At 73.5% G+C, this 20,804-nt stretch carries 19 protein-coding genes; 13 read left to right on the forward strand and 6 right to left on the reverse strand.

The features are described 5' to 3' along the window. Positions 1-4 precede the first annotated feature (4 nt). Genes ACFWUY_RS31770 through ACFWUY_RS31785 form a run of 4 tightly spaced genes read left to right on the forward strand, consistent with a single transcriptional unit; the run spans position 5 to position 3,440 of the window. On the forward strand, positions 5-1,372 hold the full coding sequence (locus tag ACFWUY_RS31770; protein WP_384117837.1) for a condensation protein: 1,368 nt from the start codon (positions 5-7) through the stop codon (positions 1,370-1,372). Next, complete coding sequence (locus tag ACFWUY_RS31775) at positions 1,369-2,283, forward strand: class I SAM-dependent methyltransferase (protein WP_384117840.1); 915 nt, start codon at positions 1,369-1,371, stop codon at positions 2,281-2,283. The genes ACFWUY_RS31770 and ACFWUY_RS31775 overlap by 4 nt, the downstream gene beginning before the upstream one ends. A gap of 3 nt (positions 2,284-2,286) precedes the next feature. Next, complete coding sequence (locus ACFWUY_RS31780; protein ID WP_384117843.1) at positions 2,287-3,192, forward strand: DMT family transporter; 906 nt, start codon at positions 2,287-2,289, stop codon at positions 3,190-3,192. Beyond that, positions 3,189-3,440 carry a Trm112 family protein gene (locus tag ACFWUY_RS31785; protein WP_384117846.1) on the forward strand — a complete coding sequence of 84 codons (252 nt, stop codon included), beginning with the start codon at positions 3,189-3,191 and terminating at the stop codon, positions 3,438-3,440. Before ACFWUY_RS31780 ends, ACFWUY_RS31785 begins: the two co-directional genes overlap by 4 nt. A gap of 49 nt (positions 3,441-3,489) precedes the next feature. On the opposite strand, the gene ACFWUY_RS31790 is transcribed toward ACFWUY_RS31785, so the two are convergent. Beyond that, positions 3,490-4,179: a TetR/AcrR family transcriptional regulator gene (locus ACFWUY_RS31790; RefSeq protein ID WP_384117849.1), complete on the reverse strand. Its 690-nt coding sequence runs from the start codon at positions 4,177-4,179 to the stop codon at positions 3,490-3,492. A gap of 186 nt (positions 4,180-4,365) precedes the next feature. Between ACFWUY_RS31790 and ACFWUY_RS31795 the strand changes: the two genes are divergently transcribed. The 5 genes from ACFWUY_RS31795 to ACFWUY_RS31815 all read left to right on the forward strand — a co-directional run bounded on the left by ACFWUY_RS31795 (position 4,366) and on the right by ACFWUY_RS31815 (position 11,241). Beyond that, the gene (locus tag ACFWUY_RS31795; RefSeq protein WP_384117854.1) at positions 4,366-5,286 is read left to right on the forward strand and encodes an MBL fold metallo-hydrolase; all 921 of its coding nucleotides are present in this window, start codon (positions 4,366-4,368) and stop codon (positions 5,284-5,286) included. Positions 5,287-5,344: 58 nt separating this feature from the next. Beyond that, the gene (locus ACFWUY_RS31800) at positions 5,345-5,968 is read left to right on the forward strand and encodes an isochorismatase family protein (RefSeq protein ID WP_384117862.1); all 624 of its coding nucleotides are present in this window, start codon (positions 5,345-5,347) and stop codon (positions 5,966-5,968) included. Between the two features lie 139 nt (positions 5,969-6,107). Beyond that, positions 6,108-8,657: a YfhO family protein gene (locus ACFWUY_RS31805; protein WP_384117869.1), complete on the forward strand. Its 2,550-nt coding sequence runs from the start codon at positions 6,108-6,110 to the stop codon at positions 8,655-8,657. A 163-nt stretch (positions 8,658-8,820) separates the two neighbouring features. Then, positions 8,821-9,786 carry a glycosyltransferase family 2 protein gene (locus ACFWUY_RS31810; RefSeq protein ID WP_384117872.1) on the forward strand — a complete coding sequence of 322 codons (966 nt, stop codon included), beginning with the start codon at positions 8,821-8,823 and terminating at the stop codon, positions 9,784-9,786. Between the two features lie 3 nt (positions 9,787-9,789). Continuing rightward, the gene (locus ACFWUY_RS31815; protein ID WP_384117876.1) at positions 9,790-11,241 is read left to right on the forward strand and encodes a polysialyltransferase family glycosyltransferase; all 1,452 of its coding nucleotides are present in this window, start codon (positions 9,790-9,792) and stop codon (positions 11,239-11,241) included. A 168-nt stretch (positions 11,242-11,409) separates the two neighbouring features. Here ACFWUY_RS31815 and ACFWUY_RS31820 read toward each other — a convergent pair whose 3' ends face one another. Then, positions 11,410-12,183, reverse strand: coding sequence for a VOC family protein (locus ACFWUY_RS31820; RefSeq protein ID WP_384117883.1), 774 nt, complete (start codon positions 12,181-12,183; stop codon positions 11,410-11,412). A gap of 173 nt (positions 12,184-12,356) precedes the next feature. Here ACFWUY_RS31820 and ACFWUY_RS31825 point away from each other — a divergent pair, with 173 nt between their 5' ends. Then, entirely contained in the window at positions 12,357-13,184 is an 828-nt protein-coding gene (locus ACFWUY_RS31825) for a sulfurtransferase (protein WP_384117890.1), read from the forward strand. 96 nt (positions 13,185-13,280) lie between these two features. Here ACFWUY_RS31825 and sepH read toward each other — a convergent pair whose 3' ends face one another. Beyond that, the gene (gene sepH / locus ACFWUY_RS31830; RefSeq protein ID WP_384117893.1) at positions 13,281-14,321 is read right to left on the reverse strand and encodes a septation protein SepH; all 1,041 of its coding nucleotides are present in this window, start codon (positions 14,319-14,321) and stop codon (positions 13,281-13,283) included. A 561-nt stretch (positions 14,322-14,882) separates the two neighbouring features. Between sepH and ACFWUY_RS31835 the strand changes: the two genes are divergently transcribed. Beyond that, entirely contained in the window at positions 14,883-15,713 is an 831-nt protein-coding gene (locus ACFWUY_RS31835; protein WP_384117896.1) for a hypothetical protein, read from the forward strand. Between the two features lie 3 nt (positions 15,714-15,716). Here ACFWUY_RS31835 and ACFWUY_RS31840 read toward each other — a convergent pair whose 3' ends face one another. Continuing rightward, positions 15,717-17,057, reverse strand: coding sequence for a D-arabinono-1,4-lactone oxidase (locus ACFWUY_RS31840; RefSeq protein WP_384117899.1), 1,341 nt, complete (start codon positions 17,055-17,057; stop codon positions 15,717-15,719). Continuing rightward, positions 16,996-18,261, reverse strand: coding sequence for an MFS transporter (locus ACFWUY_RS31845; protein WP_384117902.1), 1,266 nt, complete (start codon positions 18,259-18,261; stop codon positions 16,996-16,998). Before ACFWUY_RS31845 ends, ACFWUY_RS31840 begins: the two co-directional genes overlap by 62 nt. A gap of 173 nt (positions 18,262-18,434) precedes the next feature. Between ACFWUY_RS31845 and ACFWUY_RS31850 the strand changes: the two genes are divergently transcribed. Beyond that, complete coding sequence (locus tag ACFWUY_RS31850) at positions 18,435-19,562, forward strand: ferrochelatase (RefSeq protein ID WP_384117905.1); 1,128 nt, start codon at positions 18,435-18,437, stop codon at positions 19,560-19,562. A gap of 10 nt (positions 19,563-19,572) precedes the next feature. Next, positions 19,573-20,418: an inositol monophosphatase family protein gene (locus ACFWUY_RS31855; RefSeq protein WP_384117910.1), complete on the forward strand. Its 846-nt coding sequence runs from the start codon at positions 19,573-19,575 to the stop codon at positions 20,416-20,418. Positions 20,419-20,615: 197 nt separating this feature from the next. On the opposite strand, the gene ACFWUY_RS31860 is transcribed toward ACFWUY_RS31855, so the two are convergent. Then, positions 20,616-20,792 (reverse strand): hypothetical protein, encoded by a 177-nt coding sequence (locus ACFWUY_RS31860; protein ID WP_384117957.1) that lies wholly within the window; start codon positions 20,790-20,792, stop codon positions 20,616-20,618. Positions 20,793-20,804: the final 12 nt, after the last annotated feature.

The raw sequence follows: 20,804 nt of genomic DNA on the forward strand, positions 1-20,804 counted from the left end.
CGAGGTGTCGCGGCACTGCCTCAGCGACGACGAGCCGGAGAGCGTACACATGGAGGTCCACCTGCCCGGGCGGCTGGACCCGGTACGGCTCCGGGCCGCGTTCCGGCGGGCGCTCCTGGCGCACCCCCGGGTGCTGGCACGGGAAGTGCCCGACCGCGGGCACCGGCGGTCCTTCGCGTGGGAGCTGACCGGTGGACCGGACAGCGATCCGGTGAGTTTCGCGGGGTCGGGGCCTGACGCCTTGGCGCGGGCCCGGGCCCGCGCCCTGACGGAATGCCCGCCGCTCTCCCTGGCGCCGCCGATGCGCCTGGAAGTCGTCCAGGTGGAAGAGGGCGGGACCGTACTGCTGCTGACGTTGCATCACACCGCTCTCGACGCCGGATCGGGGCTGCGGGTGCTCGCCACGACCGCCGAGCAGTACGGCGGCACGGCGGCCCTCCCGGTCCCCGGGCGGGTCCGGCCGGGGCACTCGGGCCCGGCTCCGGGCGGGACCGGCGCCACCGGCCGCACCGTACGGACCCGGCCCGTACGGGTCGCGCCGGACTCCCGCCCCGGGCCGGTACGCGCCCGTGCCGTGGGCAACGGCATGGTGCGGGCGGACCTGCCCGTTCCGATGCGTGCGGCGCGGGACGGAGGCCTCCCGCCCTGGACCGTCAACGACCAACTGCTTGTCGCCGCCTCCCTGATGGTGGGCCGCTGGAACGTCTCGCAAGGCCGGCCGGCCGGTCCGGTACGGCTCACGATGCCCGTGGACGACCGTCCGCGCGGCTCGGAGATGCCGATGGGCAACGGAACCCGGCTCGTCGAGGTGGTCATGACCTCCGAGGACCCGCGCGACACGGAGCTGCTGCTCGGCGAGCGGCCGGACCCGGAGGCCGTGGACCGGCTGCTGCGCACCACCGCCCGGCGCACCCGCGCGCTGAAGTCGGCACAGGGCGCTCCCATGGGCGCCGGGGCGAGCCTGCTGACCGCACCGCTGCTCCCGGTCGGCGTCCGGGGCGTGCTCACCCGCGGCGCCCGGCGGGCGGCGGCGTCCTGGACGTCGACGGCGCTGGTCACCAACCTCGGACGCGTGCCGTACGCGCTGGACTTCGGCGACGCGGGCCGGGCGACGGCCGTGTGGTTCTCCGCACCGGCGCGGATGCCGCGCGGGCTGAGCGTGGCGGCGGCCTCCACCGGCGGGCGACTGCACGTGACACTGCGCTGGTCGCGGGCGCTGCTCGGTGACGCGGCAGGCGCGGAACTGGCGGGCCTGTTCGCGGAGTCGCTGTCGACGACGTCTCTCACCCCGACCGGGGCCGACGCACCGCGTCCGGACACGACCCCGGCGCGAGCCCGCTCCACCCAGGACAACCACAAGAGGCCGTCATGACCCGCTCAGCCACCGGCCCGGCAGCAACCGGCGCGGCAACCACCGGCTCTGCAGCAGCCGACACGGCAGCAGCCGGCTCGGTAACCACCGGTTCGACAGCAACCGACCCGGTAGCAACCGAATCCGCAGCAGCCGACCCGGCCGTAGCCGGTAAGTCGCCCGGGACCGAGACGACTTCGCCGGGCCCGCGTACCCCCGGGCTGCGGGACTTCTACGAGAACCCCACCGTTCCCGTCGCCTCCGGGGAAGCCCGGACACTCCGGCAGGCCCGGATGCTGGCCGACGCGCTCGGCCCCGTGGGCCCCGGCCGTCCGGCCGCGACCGTGCTCGACGTGGGCTGCGGGGACGGCTCGGCGGGCGCGATCGCGGCCCGCGTACTCGACGGGCACCGCATCGTGGGGATCGACTGGTCGCAGGACGCCCTGCGCCGGGCGGCCCCGCGCCTCAGCCAGGTCGTCCGCGGCGAGCTGACCGGAAGCGGGCTGCCGTTCGCCTCCGGCAGTGCCGACGCCGTCCTGTTCAGCGAGGTCGTCGAGCACCTCGTCGACCCCGACAGCGCCCTCGACGAACTGCGCAGGGTCCTGCGACCCGGTGGACACCTCATGCTCTCCACGCCGAACCTCGCCGCCTGGTACAACCGCGCGCTGCTGCTCGTTGGGGTCCAGCCGGTGTTCTCCGAGGTGAGTCTGCGCCGCATCCACGGCAGACCGGGCAGCGAGGTCGTGGGTCATCTGCGGCTGTACACGGCGCGCGCGCTCCGCGAGTTCGTGGCGGCGTCCGGGTTCGAGGTGGTGAAGGTCGCCGGTGCGCCGTTCCACGGAGTCCCGCGCCCGCTCCGGCCGCTGGACCGGCTGGCCTGCGGGGCGCCGTCGCTCGCGTCCATCCTCCTCGTGCATGCGAGAAAGGTGTAGCCCGTGGTGTGGGGTGTGGCCGCCGCGCTGGTGGCGAACGTCCTGTACAGCACCGGCTTCGTCCTGGAGAAGCGGGCGCTGGCCGGCATGCCGCCGCTGAGTGCCGCGCAGCCGGGCCGGGCCCTCCTCCTGCTGGCCGGCCGACCCCTGTGGATCTGCGGGGCCGTGGCCCTTGCCCTGGGGTTCGCCGCGCAGCTGGCCGTCTACCGCACACTGCCGATCGCCGCCGCCCAGGGCCTGTTCCTGTCCGGTCTCGTCCTCCTGCTCGTCCTCTCGTCGGTGGTGCTCGGCGAGCGTCCCTCCGGCCGCGAGCGGCGTGCGGTGGCCGTCATCGGTCTGGCGCTCGTGATGGTGGTGGCCTCGCTGTACGAGACCAGCGAGGAGATCAGCCGTACCGCTCCCACCGGCATCCTCCTTGCCCTGTGCCTGCCGACCCTCGCGGCCGGTCTCGTGCTCTACGCGGCCGCGGAGCGGCGCGCCCGCCGACGGCATCGGCAGCCGACCACCGGAGTGGCCTACGCGGTCGCCGTCGGACTGATCTACGGCGTCAGCTCGCTCGCGATCAAGGGCGTCTCCGGGCACGTGGACACCGCGGACCTCCTGGGCTCCGTGCCCGTCCTGCTCGCCTCCCCCTACCCGTACCTCCTGCTGTTGACAGGGGTCAGCGGCCTTGTGCTGTCGCAGACCGCCCTGCAGCGCTGCCGGGCGTCCCTGATCGTCCCGGTGTGCTCGACGGTGAGCTGCGTGTTCTCCATCGTGAGCGGCACGATCGCGTTCGACGAGCCGCTGCCCGACGACCCGTTGCGGCTGTTACTGCGTCTCGGCGGCACCGTGCTGGCACTGACGGTCCTGCTCACCCTGCCGCGACACGAGGCGAACACCCCCACACCCGAAGGAACCCGGTCATGAAGCCCGACAGCCCGCTGCTCAAGATTCTCGCCTGCCCGCTCGACAAGGGGCCGCTGATCCTGGACGAGACCGGGGGCGCTCTCTACAACCCGCGCCTGCGCCGCCTCTATCCGATCGTCGACGGCGTTCCGCAACTGCTTCCCTCCTCGGGCGTGCCCGCCGTCGTCGAGGAATCCGCTGGCGAGGAATCCGCTGGCGAGGAACCCGCCGTCGAGGAACCCGCCGTCGAGGGTGACCATGACGTGTGAGTTCCCCGAGACCAGGTAGGCCGGACCGGCCGGGCCGTGCCGGGGCCCGTCAGCGGCCGGCGGCCGGCGGTGTCGGCCGGAGCGCGTCGACCAGCCCTTCGAGAGCGGGTCCGTCCACGGTCGCCGTTCCCGTGAGCGTGCCGACCAGGGCCTGGGCGAGGACGGTGGCGGTACCGATCCGGGTGTCCTCCCCTTCGTCGCCGGTGGCCTTTCCGATCACGGCGTCGCGCACCGCGTACGAGACGGCCGCGTCCCCGAACAGGTCGGGGAAGGAGAGCGCCATCATGCACACGCCCACGTTGGCGGCGAGGATCGACCGACCGGCGAGTTCGGGAGCCGTGCGCAGCCGCCCGGCGTCCCGGCAGCGCTCCACCGCCGTCAGCAGGATCGCCTGGGCCTCCGTGATCGCCCGAGGCCTGGCGTCGCCCGTGGGCGTGAACATCAGGCGGTAGAGGTGCGGGTTGCGCAGCGCGAACGCGACATGACTGTCCCAGGCCGTACGCAGGTCCGCCACCGGGTCGTCGGTGAGCGGGTTCTGCCGCTTGGCGGCGAGGAAGCGCTCGAAACCGATGTCGGCCACGGCCGTGAGCAACCCCTGCTTGTCGCCGAACTGGCGGTAGATCTCGGGCATGCCGACCTTCGCCCGGTCGCAGATGGCCCGGGTCGAGATCGCCAGGGCGTCCTTGGTGGCGAGCAGTTCCCCGGTGGCTTCCAGGATGCGCTCTCGGGCCGTCGACATGGCTTCCACGATAACAGCGCTAACACGGGGGACCTGGGCGGATCCGCCCGCGGGAGGGCGGGTCGGAAACCTCCCCCGCTCCCCTTGTAATCGTCGCTTACATTCCGTGTTAGCGTTGAGAACGACTTGGGGGGTGGCCGCCTCCGAGCCGTCCGACCGTTCGCGACCAGAGAGCTGGTGTTCCCCATGAACCGTTCGACGTTCCGCCGCGCCGCCGCAGGCGTCGGCGCGGCCACCGTGAGCGTGACCCTCCTCGCCGCCTGCGGGGGCCGGGAGGAGGACGCCGGCGGCTCCCCGTCCGCCGCCCCCGCCGCGAAGGCCGCCGCCCCGGAGTTCACCGCCACGCACATCGGCGGGCCGACGACGATCCTGGAGGTCGGAGGCCTGCGCCTCCTGCTCGACCCGACGTTCGACGCGCCGAAGAAGTACGAGAGCGGCCTGGAGAAGCTCCGGGCGCCCGCCCTCGGCATCGACGGGATCGGCAGGATCGACGCCGTACTCCTCTCGCACGACCAGCACGACGACAACCTCGACGACAAGGGCCGCGCCCTGCTCGAAGACGTACCCGTCGTCCTCTCCACACCCGGCGCCCGGAAGCGTCTCGGCGACCACGTCACCGGCATGAAGAGCTGGGACACCCACGAGCTGAAGACCGCCGGCGGCACCGTCGAGGTCACCGCCGTGCCCGCCCTGCACGGCCCCGACGGGGTGGACCGCGGCGCGGACGGCGAGGTCACCGGATTCGTCCTCAGCGGCCGGGGCGTCCCCACCACCTACATCTCCGGCGACAACGCCTCGGTCGAGGTCGCCGGGCAGGTCGGCGACCGCGTCAGGAAGGAGATCGGCCCCATCGACACGGCCGTCCTCTTCGCCGGCGCCGCCCGTACCCCCGCCATCCTCGACAACGCGCCGCTGACCCTCACCTCCGAGGACGCGGCCCTTGTGGCGAAGGACCTCGACCCCCGCAAGGTCGTGCCGGTGCACACCGACAGCTGGAACATCTACTCCGAGGACACGCGGTCCCTCGTGCGGGCGTTCCGGGACCAGGGCATCGAGGCGAAGCTCGTCGACCTCGCACCGGGCGGCACCCCGAAGAACCTCGCGTGACCGCCCACCCGCTTTTCCTCCCCGCCTTCCCCCGCCACCTTCCGCGAAAGGAATCTCCGTGACCGCCTCCACCACCCTGCGCGAGGTGATCGGCCTGCCCCAGGAGCTGCCGTGCCTGAGCGAGTCGACCCTGATCATGATCGACTTCCAGAACACCTACCGCACCGGCGTCATGCTGCTCGACGAGGCCGAGCGGGCCGTCGCCGCCGGCGCGCGCCTGCTCGCCGCCGCCCGCGCCGCGGGCGCCCCGGTCGTCCACGTCGTCAACGACGGCGGCGAGGGCACTCCGTACGACATCCGCGCGGAGATCGGCGCGATCAGCGACGAAGTCGCCCCGGCGGAGGGGGAGAAGGTCGTCGTCAAACAGTTCCCCGACGCCTTCCACGCCACGGACCTCGAAGAGACCCTGAAGGGCCTCGGCGTCGGCGTCGGCGGAGATCTCGTCATCGCCGGCTTCATGACGCACATGTGCGTCCTCTTCACCGCACAGGGCGCCTTCAACCGCGGCTACCGTCCGATCGTGGTCGCCGAGGCCACCGCGACCCGCTCCCTGGCCGCGCCGGACGGCACCGTGCTCCCGTCGGACGTACTGCGGGCCGCGAGCCTGACGACGGTCGCCGACCTGTTCGGAACGGTGGCCCGTACGGTCGACGAACTCGTCTCCACGGCACCGGTGAACTGACCCCCGACATCGGGAGTTCACCAGAGGTGCGCGGAAAGACCGCCTGATGATCGGTTGCGGGTCGCCCGGCTCGGCGGTAATGGCGGTCGGCCCGTGACATCACTCCGGGCGTTCCCGTACGTGCGCCCCTGGAGGACGTGTGCCACCCGCCGCCGAGACCGTGCGCGACGAGGTCGACGGCGAGGAGGCGGCGGGCGGCGCACCGGTCGCTCCGGACGCCCCACGCGGCCCGCGTTCCCCGGTCGTCGTCGGTCCGCTCGCCGCCGCCCTGCTCACCGCCGTGCTGTTCTGCCTCGCGACCCGGCTCTCCCGCAGCTACCCCTTCGGGCCCGTGACCAGGAACGTCGTCGACCTCGGCCAGCAGTACCTGCCGTTCCACGCGTACTGGCGCGCCTTCCTCCGCGGCGAGACGCACGGCGACGCGTTCCTCAACTGGAACTCCGGATTCGGCTCCAACTTCCTCGGCGACATCGGCACCTATCTGAGCAGCCCCTTCGACCTGTTCGTCGTGCCCTTCCCGGCGGACCGCGTCGAGCTCGCCCTGTACGCCGTCACCGCCGCCAAGATCACCGCGGCCGGGGCGGCGATGGCGCTGCTGCTCCTGCGGCTGCGCCCCGGCCCCTGGCCGCTCGCCGCCGTGCTCGGCACCGCGTACGCGCTATCCGGCTGGACCTTCAACTCCGGTGCGAGCGTCCCGATGTGGCTCGACGGCCTCGTCGCGTTCCCGCTGCTCTGCCTGGTCGGGGAGTGGGCCCGCACCGGGCGCCGCCCCGTCCTCGGGCCCCTCGTCGTCGCGCTCGCCTGGACCGCCAACTTCTACACGGCGTACATGGCCACCCTGGGCGCCGCCGTCGTCCTCGTCGTACGGCTCCTCACCGCCGACGAGACGGCCCCCGCCCGGCGACGCCTCGCCGGAGGGCTGCGCGCCGTCCGCGCCGTCCTCATCGGCGTCGGGCTCTCCGCACCGCTCGTCGCGGTCGTCTTCCTCGCCACGAAGGTCGCCGATCCCACCCCCGAGACCACCTTCGCGCCCGCGGCCTGGACGGAGGTCCTCGCCCGGTTCCTGCCCGCCACCTCGAACGTCGCCACCCCCGGCCTCTTCATCGGCACGCCCGCGCTCGCCCTCGCCCTGACCCTGCCCTTCAACCGGGCCGTCGTCCCGCGCGTCCGGGCCGGCTGGTCGGTCGCGGTCGTCCTGGTGACGCTGTCCCTCCAGTGGGGGCCGACCCATCTGCTCTGGCACGCGGGAGCCTCACCGAACGGCAATCCGTACCGTCAGGTCTTCGTCCTGTGCGGGCTGCTGCTGATCGCCGCCTGGTTCTCGGCCGCCCCGGGCGTGCCGCGACCCGGTGCGCTCCTCGCGGGCGGCGCTCTGCTCGGGCTCCTGGCGTGGGCGGCCCGGGGGAGCGCCGACATCGACCGGTGGACCTACCCCGTCCTCGGCGTGGCGGCGGTCCTGGCCCTCGTGGCCACCGCTCTCCTCGCCACGCTGAACGGCGCCCGGCTGAACGGCAACCGTGCCCCCGCGCGCGTACTCCCCGTTCTGGCCGTGATCCTGCTCCTCGCCGCGCAGACGGGCGAGGCGGCCGTCAACGGGAAACGGACCGAGGAGCAGCAGCGGGCCAAGGTCGACTGGTCGCCCCGGATCGGCCCCTGGCACACCTCCGTCGCCGACGAGGTGGCGCGCGCGGACGCCTGGCCCCGGCACCGTACGGAGCCGGGAGAGGTCCCCGGCGGCAACGACGCGCTGCTCGTCGGCGGGCAGGGCGCCGACTACTACAGCAGCCTCACCGCGGAGGTGACCTCCCGGACCCTGACCTCCCTGGGCTTCGGCCACTACGCCAAGGGCAGGCATCCGGTCAGCCTCGACCATCCCGTGACCGACGTCCTGTTCTCCATCGGCACCCGCGTGCGATCGGAACCCACGGAGCCGGTACGACAGGACGCGCCGCCCCGCGCCACGGTCTCCGTCGCCACCACTCCCGTACCGCCGCTGGTCACCGTCCGCCCGCCGGAACGGCCGGCCACGCCCCCCGGGGACTCCGCGTTCGCGGCGCAGGAGCGCCTGCTCGGCGCCGACGTGTACGAGCTGCCGACCGCCGTCCGCACCGGACACACCCTCACCACCCGCTGCCCGGCGGGCTCCCAGGTCTGGTTCTGGGCGCCGGACTACCGGGGCACGGCGGCCCTCCCGGGGGAGCGGTCCGCGGACTTCGACGGCAGGCCGCCCGCCGTCCGCGCTCCCATGCGGGCCCTCGGCACCGTGCCCGATTCCGGGGCGGTGCGCATCGACCTGAGCTCCGAGGCCGAGCCGCGGCTGCCCCGTCAGCCGGTCGGCTGCCTGCTCCGGGCCCGGCTCGACTCCGCCGTACGGCAGTTGACCGCCACCGGCGCCACCCGCGTACGGGCCACCGGACACACCGTCACGGCCGAACTGCCCCCGGGCAGCAGGGGCGTCGCCGTGCTCGCCACCCCCCGCGTCTCCGGCTGGCACTGCGCCGCCGGCGAGGCGGCACCGCGGCCCGCGCGCGCGTACGAGGGGCTGGTCGCCGTCCCGCTCGACGGCCGGGCGAGCACGGTCACGTGCTCCTTCCGGCCCCCCGGGCTGCGCCTCGGCGGCGCCGTTGGCACGGCCGCGCTCCTCGCCCTGGCGGTGACGGGGGTCCTGCACCGGCGCTCCCGCCGGTGAGGCGGCCCCGCGCGGGCCTTCCGGGCGGCCTCCGCGCGCTTTCCGCAGAGGACGACAAGAGTTCACCCGGAGTGCACGCGCGGATCGTTCGCCCGGAGAGGGCGAGCGTTAATGTGCCCGCCGTAGCGGCGTTTAATTGTTCGATTCAGTATGGGGATTCCGAGTGCCGAAACTGTCCGTCGTCGTACCGTTCCACAATGTCGGTCCTTACGCGCCCGACACCCTGCGCAGCCTCGCGAACAACGCGGATCCCGAATTCGAGTTCCTGCTGATCGACGACTGCTCGACGGACGACACCCCGGAAATCCTCGACCGCTGGCGCGACCGTCTGCCGAACGCCACCGTCATCCGGCACGAGACGAATCGCGGCGTCGCCCAGGCCCGCAACACGGGAATCGACGCGGCGCGCGGCGACTACCTCACCTTCCTCGACGGCGACGACTGGTACGCACCCGGCCACCTCGCCGCCGCCGTCGCCGGAATCGACCGGCTGGGCTGCGATTTCGCCCGCACCGACCACGTCCTCTCGGAGGGCCGGAAGCGGCAGATCCGTTACGCCCCCGCCAAGCGCCGCGACACGGTCATGGACCCCCGGGACGGAATCTCACCCGCCAGCATGGTGACGATGGTGGACTATCCGTTCGTCCCCTTCGGCATTTACGGCGCCGGGCTCTTCGAGAACGGCGCCTCGCGTTTCGAGACGTCCCTGAGAACGGCCGAGGACCGCCTCTGGGTCTGGCGGCTCCACCTCAAGGCGCGTACCTTCGCCGCGCTTTCCCTGCACGGGGTCTTCTACCGGCGGGGCGTCACCACCTCGCTCACCCAGATCACCGACAACCGGCAGCTGGACTTCATTCCGTCGTACGACACCCTGCTCGACGACGTCTCCCGGGACGCGGAGGCGGACCGGTTCCTTCCGAAAGCGGTCCGCACCTACTGCGCGATGATCGCCTTCCACATGGGCAAGGTCGGAAAGTACGAGCCCGACGTCGCCCAGCGGCTCCGCGCCGACGTCGCCGACGCACTGCACCGGATGCCGCAGCAGGTCCTCGACGAGACCCTGGCCACCATGGACACCCCCCGCAGCACCCTCCTCCGGAGCCTGCGCGACACCGGAAGGACCGCCTGACCCATGGCACCCGAGAAGGCCACGGCCCCCGACACGGCGCCCCGGAAGGCCCCGGACACGGCTCCCGTCCCGACCCGGGACCCGGACACCGTCCCCGGCGCGGCGGCCGACCCCCGCCCCGTCCAGATCTTCCAGGTCTCCACCCTGTACGGCGCGGCCACCCTCGCCGCGTCCCTCGACGCCGGACAGTTCGGCCCCCGCGAGGACGCCCGCCGACTCCTGCTGATCTCGCGCAACGCCGAGATCCCGGAGACGGCGCTGCGCCTGGAGACCATGACCGGGTACGAGCGCATCGCCGCCCGCTTCGACGGCACCCTCGACTGGAACGAGACGATCCACCCGTACCACCCCGCCGCCTGGGCCCCCCGCCCCGAGGAGGCACCGCTCTGGCAGCGCGTGCTGCGCACGGCGTGGGACCTGGGCACCGCCCCGGTGGAGCTGATCGTCGAGTCCATCCAGGTCAACCCCGCCAAGGCACTGGCCGGCACCTTTCCCGAGAGCAGCCTCCACGTCTACGCGGACGGCCTCATGAGCTACGGCCCGACCCGCAACGACCTCGCGCAGTCGATCGCCTGCCGCGTCCGGCGGGTCCTCCACCTCGACCTGGTGCCGGGCCTGCGCCCCCTCCTCCTGAGCGAGTACGGCGTCGAGCCGGAGCTCGTCCCCGACGACGCCTTCCGCGCGGTCCTCGCCGAGATCGCCGAGGAGGCCGCCGACGACCCGGACGTCGCGCGGGCGGTGGCCGCCGAGCCCACGGCGCTCCTCCTCGGCCAGTACCTCGCCGCGCTCTCCCTGCTCACCGCGGAGGAGGAAGAGGAGCTCCACCTGAGGATGCTGCGCGGGGCGGTGGAGGCCGGGCACCGCTCGGTCGTCTTCAAGCCGCACCCGAGCGCGCCCGCCGGCTACTCGCGGGCCCTCCACGAGGAGGCGGAACGGTCCGGCGTACGGCTCACCGTCCTCGACGGCCCCCTGCTCGCCGAGACCTTCTACGAACGGTGCGCGCTCCGGCTCGTCGTCGGCTGCTTCTCCACGGCGATGTTCACCGCCGCCGTCTACTACGGCGTCCCCATCGCGCGCGTGGGCACGGTCGAGGTACTCGAACGGCTCACCCCCTTCGAGAACAGCAACCGCGTCCCGCTCACCGTCGTCGACCACCTGGTCGCGGACCTGGAGGGGGACGGGGAGCCCGCGGTCCCCGGGCCAGCCCCGGACTCGCTCACGCCGCTGGTCCGCGCCGTCGGCTACTGCATGCGGCACAAGAGCCACCCGGGGATGCGGGAGGAGGCCGCGGACTTCCTGGCCGCGCACCACGCCGACCCCGGCATCGCGCACCACTTCACCGCCGAACGGCTGACCCGGCTCGGCCTCCCGGGCGGGACGGAGGCCCCGGCACCGGCGCCGGGCGGCACGTCCTTCCGGTTCGGCCGGGGCCTCGTACGGTCCCGGCGGGGCTGAGCACGCGCCGTACGGTCCCGGCGCGGCCGTGTCGTGGCCGCGCCGGAGCCGCCCGCGTGGCTCTCCCGGCGTCTCCGGGCCGGCCCGTGGTCCTCTCGGCCCCTCCGTGTCACCGCGGGGGCCTCAAGCCTCTCCCGGGTCACCGGAGGGCCCTCAGCCCCTCCCGTGTCACCGGGCGGTGGCGGACCTGACCAGGGTGAAGACCGCGCCCTCAGGGTCCGCCACCTGGGCGAGCCGCCCCGCCGTGCCCTCGCGCGGCGGGCGCAGCACCCGACCGCCGAGCTCCACGACGAGCCGCGCGGCCGCGTCCGTGTCGGCGACCTCGAAGTACGTCATCCAGTGCGGGCCGCGGTCCCGGGGCAGCGCGTCGCCCACGCCGTGCAGGGAGGCCACCGGGAGCCCGTCCACGTGGAGCGTCGCGTAGTCCCGGTCGGCGGACACGACCGGCTCCACCTCGTAGCCGAAGACCGACCGGTAGAACTTGCCGACCGACGTCTCGTAGGTGAGCAGCTCGTTCCAGACCGGGGTCCCGGGCGGACCGGCCGCCGCCGTGCCGTGGTGCGCCTCCGCCTGCCAGACGCCGAAGACCGCGCCCGTCGGGTCGGAGCAGATCGCGAGACGCCCGGCCTCGCCCGCGTCCAGCGGGCCCACCGCCACGGTGCCGCCGCAGCCGCGGATGCTCTCGGCGGTCTCGTCGGCGTCGGCGGTGGCCAGATAGGGGGTCCAGGCGATCCGCAGGTGCCGGTCGGGCGGCAGCCGACCGATGCCCGCGACCTCCTTGCCGTCGAGCAGCGCGCGCACGTACGGCCCGAGCTGCTGCGGACCGGGCACGAAGTCCCAGTCGAAGAGCGCGTTGTAGAACTCCAGCGTGGCGTCAAGCCCGTGCACCATCAGGCTCACCCAACAAGGTGTGCCGGGTGTGCGCCGAGTCGCCTCGGTCATCGTGACTCTCTCCTCGGACCGTCGTCGTGCCCGTGCCCCTGTCCGATGGTGACACCGACGGGGCCCCGGCGCGCACCGGCCCCACCAACGAGTGACGTGATCCTGCGGTGCTGACGCGGGAAGGACGCCGGGTCGGCCCTCCGCGGCCGTGTGGCTGCGCGAGGATGGCACCCATGAAGCCCATCATCTCCGCAAGCGAACTTCTGAGCGAGTCGGCCGGGGCCCGGCCGCCGGTCCTTCTGGACGTCCGCTGGACGCTGGGCGGCCCGCCCGGCCGGCCCGCGTACGAGGCCGGGCACCTCCCCGGCGCGGTCTACGTCGACCTGGACACGGAACTGGCGGGCCCGGCCGGCGACGGCGGACGGCACCCGCTGCCCGACCAGGAGGTCTTCGGGGCCGCGATGCGCCGGGCGGGCGTCTCGGCGGACACGCCGGTCGTCGTCTACGACGGAGGCCTCGGCTGGGCCGCGGCCCGCGCCTGGTGGCTGCTCCGCTGGGCGGGGCACCCGGACGTACGGGTCCTGGACGGTGGCCTCGCGGCCTGGCCGGGGGAGCTCACGGAGAAGGTCCCCGTGCCGGAGCCCGGCGACTTCCGGCCGGAGCCGGGCGCGCTCGGCCTGCTCGACGCCGACGGCGCGGCGGCGCTCGCCCGTTCGGGTCTGCTCCTGGACGCGCGGGCGGCCGAGCGCTACCGCGGGGACGTGGAGCCGATCGACCGGGTGGGCGGCCACATCCCGGGCGCGGTCTCGGCCCCGACGACCGAGAACGTCGACGCGGAGGGGCGTTTCCTGGACGCCGACGTCCTGAGGGACCGTTTCGCCGCCCTGGGCGCGGCGGAGGAGACCCCGGTCGCGGTCTACTGCGGCTCCGGTGTCTCCGGCGCCCACGAGGTCCTGGCTCTGGAGATCGCCGGTATCCGGGCGGCCCTCTACGCGGGCTCCTGGTCGGAGTGGTCCGCCGACCCCAGCCGCCCGGTGGCCACGGGCCCCGAGCCGCAGTAGCGGAAACGAACGGGGCCCGCACCGATCAGGCGCGGGCCCCGTTCCCGTACAGCTACAGCTACAGCTACAGCTACAGCCGGAGTCACGGCTCCGCCGTCAGTCCTGCTTCTTCCTCCGCGTGCCGAAGACGATCTCGTCCCAGCTGGGCACGGCCGCCCGGCGGCCCGGACGGACGCCGTCCGCCTCGGCCTGGCGGTCCGTGGTGCCGGTGAGCCGATCGCGGTGACCCGAGACCGCGCGCGGCATCAGGACGTCGGCGTACGCGGAACCCGCGCCCGCCGAGGCGGCCGGGGCCGGCGGCTCCTCCACCTCGACCTCTTCCGAGGGCTCCGAGTCCGGCTGCTCGGGCACGACCATGTCGCCGCGGAAGCTCGGCACGGCCTCGAGGAGGCTGGTCAGCGAGTCGCGCTCGTCCTCCGGCTCGACGGGTGCGGGCGCCCGGTCCAGCTGGCGGTCCGACCGGTCGATCTGGCGGTCGAGGGCCCGGTCGAGGGGCCTGTCCCGGGGCAGTCGGGCGATGCGCGGCACGAAGGGGAAGCTCGGTTCCGGCGCGGCGGCGATCGTGTCGTCGGTCTCGCCGATCAGGGCACGTGCCTCGTCGTCCACGGCTTGGACGAGCCGCCGGGGCGGGTCGTACGTCCAGCTGGCCGTGTGGACCTCGCCCGCGACCCGGTAGACGAGCAGCACCTCCCAGGTGCCGTCGTCGCGCCGCCAGGAGTCCCACTGCACGGTGTCCTTCTCGGCGCCGCGCAGCAGCAGCCGCTCCTGCACCGTCTCGCCGAGCTGGGGGCCGCTGTTCTCGCCGGGCCTGCGGACCGGGGTCTTGCGGGCCCGCTCCGCCATGAAGGCGCGCTCGGCGAGCACGGGGCCCTCGAAGCGGCGCACGCGGTCGACGGGGATGCCGGCGAGCTGGGCGACCTCCTCGGCGGAGGCACCGGCTCGTATCCGCGCCTGGATGTCGCGGGGGCGGAGGTGGCTCTCCACCTCGATCTCGATCTGGCCGAGGCGCGCGCGGTCGTTGCGCACGGCGGCGCGGAGCCGCTCGTCGATCGGAAGTGTGTACTCCGTGCTGTCAGCAGCCTTCAGCACCAGTCGTGTGCCGTCGTTTGAGACGGCCACGACACGCAGTTCGGGCATGGGGACCTCCCGGGTGGTGCCTGCCGACGTCACGTGCGTCGCTGCTTCCGCTAGTCGAGTGTGGCCTGCCCGGGTGCAGCCTGCCACTACCTTGCCGAGTTGCCCGGCGTGTCGGGCGTGGACCCTGGAACGCCGTTATGACACGGTTACCTGTTCGCTACTCGGAGTGACAGGCGGTCACCCTCCGCAGTCGGTTCCCGTGCGTCGCCGCGGCGCCGCCGGTTCGAGCGCCGTGTCCGGCCCCCTCCCCTTGATCCCGGGCACCCGTGAAGGCGTCCGGACCCAGGGTTCGTCAATGTACTCCATTCGGGCCACCTGGGTGGACCGGCGCGCCGCCCAACTTCTCGGGCGGTACGGGAGTTGAGTGTCCGCGATCTTCCCCCGTACGTGTCGCTCTTCACAGAAACGGCAGAAACGGAACTATTCGCTTCGCCCATATGTCCCTTCTGGGTGCAAGACGAACAGAAGAGCCGTCAGGGGTTGGCGATGCGTCACAGGCCGGAAACCGACACGGAGGAACCGGAGGGGAAGGAGGGTGGCAGGAGAAGGATCGACCTGAGCGTGGCTCAGGTCTCGGGCAGCGCGCTGGCCGCGGTCATCGCCGCCAAACTCGCCTCCACCCTCGGCGTGTACGGCACGATCGTCGGCGCCGGTGTGATCAGCGTCATCGCGACCTGCGGCGGCCCGCTCTTCCAGCACCTCTTCCGGCGCACCGGCGAGCAGGTGCGGGACGTGACCGCCGCCGCCAAGCCGAGGGCCCGTCAGGTGCCGGTCGCGGCCGGGGTCCGGGACGACCGCACCCTGATGCTCGGGACGGTCCCGGCGCCCCTCCCGCACGACGAGGAGTTCGGCGAGGCGACCACCCACGGCACCCGGGTCCGGGGCTGGAAGCGTCCGGCCGTCGCCGCCGCCCTGGTCTTCGGCGTCACGATGGGCGGCATCACCACCTACGAGCTCGTCTCCGGACAGGACTTCAGCGGTACGCGGGGGGCCACCACCTTCGGCTCCGTCGTCAGCGGCGGCGACACCGGGCAGCGGGCGCCGGACCGGGACGGGGAACCCGCGCCCGCCGGTTCCGGATCCGCCGAGGACACCGGGCGCCCCGGGGACGGCGCCGGCAGCCCCTCGACGGACGGCACCCCGGCCCCGGGCGGGCCGGACACCGGGCGGAACGGCACCGCGACCCCCTCGCCGGAGCCGACCCCCTCCGGCTCCACCGGAGGCGAACCGACACCCACCCCGTCGGAGCCGACGGCGGACCCGACGACAGACCCGACGACGGAGCCGGCCACCCCCACCCAGGAGCCGACGACGGAGACCGGGCGGACGGAGACCCCGGCGCCGGAGGCGCCCGGGACCGGAGCGACGGAGGGCACCGGAGGAACCGAGTGACCGTCAGTCGCCCAGCACCCGCCGCAGATGGTCGTTGGCGAACAGCCGGTCCGGGTCGAGGCGGTCGCGGAGCGCCGTGAACTCGGCGAAGCGCGGGTAGACCTCGGAGAAGTACGCGGCGTCGCGCGTGTGGAGCTTGCCCCAGTGGGGCCGGCCCCCGTGCGCCGTCATGATGCGCTCCACCGCCGTGAAGTACGCGCGGTGGGGCGTCCCCCGGTAGAGGTGGACGGCGATGTACGCGGTCTCCCGCCCCGAGGCCGTGGACAGCGTGATGTCGTCCGCCGGAGCCGTCCGCACCTCCACCGGGAAGCTCACCTTGAGCGGCGAGCGCTCGACCATCGCCTTGAGCTCGCGCAGCGCCGTGACCGCCGCCTCGCGCGGAAGCGCGTACTCCATCTCCAGGAAGCGGACCCGGCGCGGCGAGGTGAAGACCTTGTACGGGATGTCGGTGTACGTACGGGCCGACAGGGCCCGGCTGGAGATCCTGGCGATCGACGGGACGGCGGGGGGCACGGCGCGGCCCAGTGAGCAGGCCACCTGGAAGAGCCCGTTGGAGAGGAGCTCGTCGTCGATCCAGCCGCTGATCCGGCCGGGGGGAGCGGCGGGGCCCGCGCTGCGGTTGTTGCGCTTGGTGTTGCAGTTGTCCGTGTGGGGGAACCAGTAGAACTCGAAGTGCTCGTTCTCCGCGTGCAGCGCGTCGAAATCCGAGGTGACCCGGTCGAAGGTCATCGGCTCCTCGCGCGCGGTGAGCAGGAAGACCGGCTCCACCGCGAAGGTGATCGCCGTGATCACGCCGAGCGCGCCGAGCCCGATCCTGGCCGCCGCGAAGACCTCGGGGTTCTCCTTCTCCGAGCAGGTGAGGAGATCGCCCGAGGCCGTCACGAGCTCCAGCTCGCGGATCTGCGCGGCGACCGACGCCGACTCGCGGCCCGTGCCGTGCGTCCCGGTGGAGACGGCCCCCGCGACTGTCTGCTCCATGATGTCGCCCATGTTCGTGAGCGACAGGCCCTCCCGGGCCAGCGCCACGTTGAGCCGCTTGAGCGGGGTGCCCGACTCGACCGTGACGGTCATCGCCTCGCGGTCGATCCGCCGGATCCCGGTCAGCAGGCCCGGCCGGACGAGGACGCCGTCGGTGGCCGCGATCGAGGTGAAGGAGTGGCCGGTGCCGACCGTCTTCACCCGCAGCCCGTCCTCGGCCGCCCGGCGCACCGCCTCGGCGAGCTCCTCGGCGGAGGCCGGACTCACCTCCCGAGCGGGGCGGGAGGTGACGTTCCCCGCCCAGTTACGCCACGGGCTGCCCGCCGTCCTCGCGCTCCCCGATCCCGCTGCTGTCGTCCCGCTCACGCTGCCCCTCCCGGTTCGGCGCCGGCCTGCGGAGCCGGCGGTGTCCGAGGAGACCCACCGCGACCGCGAGCGCGCCCGAGACCACGGGCACCACGTACCCCGCCTCGGCCCCCGACGCGTCGACCACCCAGCCGGCGGCCGAAGAGCCGAGCGCCACGCCGATCGCGAGCCCTGTACCCGTCCAGGTCATGCCCTCGGTCAGCTTGGTGCGCGGTACGTGCGCTTCGACGAGGGCCATGGTGGTCACCATCGTCGGTGCGATGGACAGGCCCGCGACAAAGAGCGCCACGGCCAGCAACGGCAGGTTCCCGGCCAGTAGGAGGGGGATCATACTCACGGCCATCGCACAGATGCCCAGGAGCCAGCGGCGGGACGGCTCTCCCTTGATGTGCAGCAGGCCGAACACGGCGCCGGCCAGACAGGAGCCCAGCGCGTAGACGGCGAGCACCAGACTGGCGGCGGCCTTGTGCCCCTGCTCCTCGGCGAAGGCCACGGTCACCACGTCCACCGAGCCGAAGATGGCGCCGGTGGCGACGAAGGCGAGGGCGAGGACCTGGAGACCGGGGGAGCGGAGCGCCGAGACGCCCCGGTCGCCCCGCTGCTGCGGATGGGGGACCGGCTCGGTGGCGCGCTGCGAGGTCAGCCAGAAGACGCCGACCGCCAGGAACACCCCGGCGAACAGCGGACCGGCCTCGGGGAACCAGGCCGTCGACAGGCCGATGGAGATGATCGGGCCGAAGATGAAGCACACCTCGTCGACGATCGACTCCCAGGAGTACGCCGTGTGCAGGCGCCGCTCCTCGCCCCGGTAGATCTCCGCCCAGCGGGCCCGGGTCATGGCGCCGACGCTGGGCACGCAGCCGATCACCGCCGTGAAGACGAAGAGCGTCCAGTCCGGGGCCTGCTGCTGCACGCAGAGGAGGAGCCCGGCGGCCGCCACGAGCGAGACCAGGGTCACCGGGCGGAGCACCCTGCGCTGCCCGTGCCGGTCGACCAGGCGCGAGACCAGGGGGCCGAGGACGGCGGCGGACATCGCGAGCGTCGCCGAGAGCGCGCCGGCGAGCCCGTACCTGCCGGTGACCTGCGAGATCATGGTCACGATGCCGATGCCCATCATGGACAGGGGCATCCGGCCGAAGAATCCGGCGACCGAGAACGACGCGGTGCCGGGCGCGTGGAAGATCGCGCGGTAGGGACTGGGCAAGAGGCGTCCTTGGTCAACACGTGTAATTAACTCCTAAAGCCTACGGTGTTGAACTCGATTGGTCATCCCCCTTCTTCCGGACAAGCGCCGACTTCCGGACAAGCACCGCCGGACCACCGGTCACGGACAGGGCGCACCCGCCGCCGACAGGAGCGGGTGGGAGGATCGGTGCCATGTCCGATCAGCACGATCCCGCCCCGTACGACGCCCTGCTGCTGCTCTCGTTCGGCGGCCCCGAGGGCCCGGACGACGTGGTCCCGTTCCTGGAGAACGTGACCCGCGGCCGCGGCATCCCGAAGGAACGGCTCAAGGAGGTGGGGCAGCACTACTTCCTCTTCGGCGGCGTCTCCCCGATCAACGACCAGAACCGCGCGCTCCTCGACGCGCTGCGGACGGACTTCGCGGAGGCCGGCCTCGACCTCCCGGTCCACTGGGGAAACCGGAACTGGGCGCCGTACCTCACCGACACCCTCCGCGAGATGATCACCGACGGCCGGCGCCACATCGCCGTCCTCACCACCAGCGCGTACGCCTCGTACTCCGGCTGCCGCCAGTACCGCGAGAACCTCGCCGACGCGCTCGCCACCCTGGAGGCGGAGGGGCTCCCCCTGCCCCGGATCGACAAGCTCCGGCACTACTTCAACCACCCCGGCTTCGTCGAGCCCATGATCGAGGGCGTCCTCGCCTCCCTCGCCGAACTGGACCCGGCCGTACGGGACGGGGCCCACCTCGCCTTCACCACCCACTCCATCCCCGACTCCGCCGCCGACACCTCGGGACCGGTCACCGAGCACGGCGAGGGCGGGGCCTACGTCCGGCAGCACCTCGACGTGGCACGCCTGATCGCCGACGCGGTCCGCGAGGCGACCGGTGTCGACCACTCCTGGGAGCTCGTCTACCAGTCCCGCAGCGGCGCCCCGCACATCCCGTGGCTCGAGCCGGACATCTGCGACCACCTGGAGTCGCTGCACGGCGCGGGGGCGCCCGCCGTCGTCATGGTCCCGATCGGCTTCGTCTCGGACCACATGGAGGTCCTCTACGACCTCGACACCGAGGCCACGGCCAAGGCGGCCGAGCTCGGCCTGCCCGTCCGCCGCTCGGCGACCGTCGGCGCCGATCCGCGCTTCGCCGCCGCCGTCCGCGAACTTCTCCTGGAGCGGGCCGCGCACGAGCGCGGCACCCGGGTCGAACGGTGCGCCCTGGGCGCGCTCGGACCCTCCCACGACCTGTGCCCGATCGGCTGCTGTCCCGCCAGGGCGGAGCGGCCGGCCGCGGCCGGAGCCGACAGCCCGTACGCCTGAGGAGCCCCCGTTGACCGACACGACCGACACGACCGACACGACCGACACGACAGAGGCGACCGACCCTCTGCTCGCCGAGCTGCTCGACCTCGCCCTGCGGGCCGCCCACCGGGCCGGAGCGCTGCTGCGCGACGGCAGGCCGGACGACCTGGCCGTGGCGATGACCAAGTCGAGCTCCATCGACGTGGTCACCGAGATGGACATCGCCGCCGAGAAGCTCATCACCGGCTTCCTCGCCGAGCACCGCCCGCAGGACGGCTTCCTGGGCGAGGAAGGCGCTTCCAGCCCCGGCACCAGCGGGATCCGCTGGATCATCGACCCGCTCGACGGCACCGTGAACTACCTCTACGGCCTGCCCACCTGGGCGGTCTCGATCGCCGCGGAACGGGACGGCGAGACCGTCGTCGGCGTCGTCGACGCCCCGATGCGCGGCGAGACGTACCGCGCGGTCCTCGGTGGCGGCGCGTACGCGGGGGACCGGCGCCTCGCCGTCCGCCCCTCGCCCGCCCTCGACGAGGCCCTCCTCGGTACGGGCTTCGGGTACGTGCGGTCCCGGCGTGCCCACCAGGCGGACGTCGCCCAGCGCGTGATCCCGCGTGTGCGTGACATCCGCCGCGGCGGCTCGGCCGCCATCGACCTCTGCGACGTCGCCGCCGGCCGCCTCGACGCCTACTACGAGCGCGGCCTCAACCCCTGGGACCTCGCGGCGGGCGCCCTGATCGCCCGCGAGGCGGGCGCGCTGACCGGAGGACGGCCGGGGGAGCCGGAGTCCGGCGAGCTGACCCTGGCGGCCTCTCCCGGCCTCTTCCGGCCGATCCAGGACCTCCTGGAGGACCTGGGCGCCTGGCACGACTAGCGGGCCGTCCAGGGACGCGCGAGGGCCCCGGTGCCGGGACGGCGCCGGGGCCCTGCTCGTGCGCGGGTCGTGCGGTCGGGCCCGGTCCTGCGGAGCCGGGCGGGTCGTTCCTCACGGGGTCGTGCGGGTCGTGCGGTCGGGCGGGTCTCTTACGGGGTCGGGCGGGTCCTCGACGGATCAGGCGGGTCGGGGACGGGTCAGACGCCCGGCACGGCGACCTGCACGCCGTGCTCGGCGGCCAGCCGGTGCAGGTCCTCCAGCTCCGCCTGCTCGACCTCCGCCAGGTAGTCGTCGCCCGTCTCACGAGCTCGCGTCAGGTCCGTCTGCGTGGTCCTGATGCGGTGCAGCAGGCCTGCGGTGAAAGCGTCCATCATGCGCCCCCTCGT

Source organism: Streptomyces sp. NPDC058664 (assembly GCF_042716635.1).
Classification (GTDB): domain Bacteria; phylum Actinomycetota; class Actinomycetes; order Streptomycetales; family Streptomycetaceae; genus Streptomyces.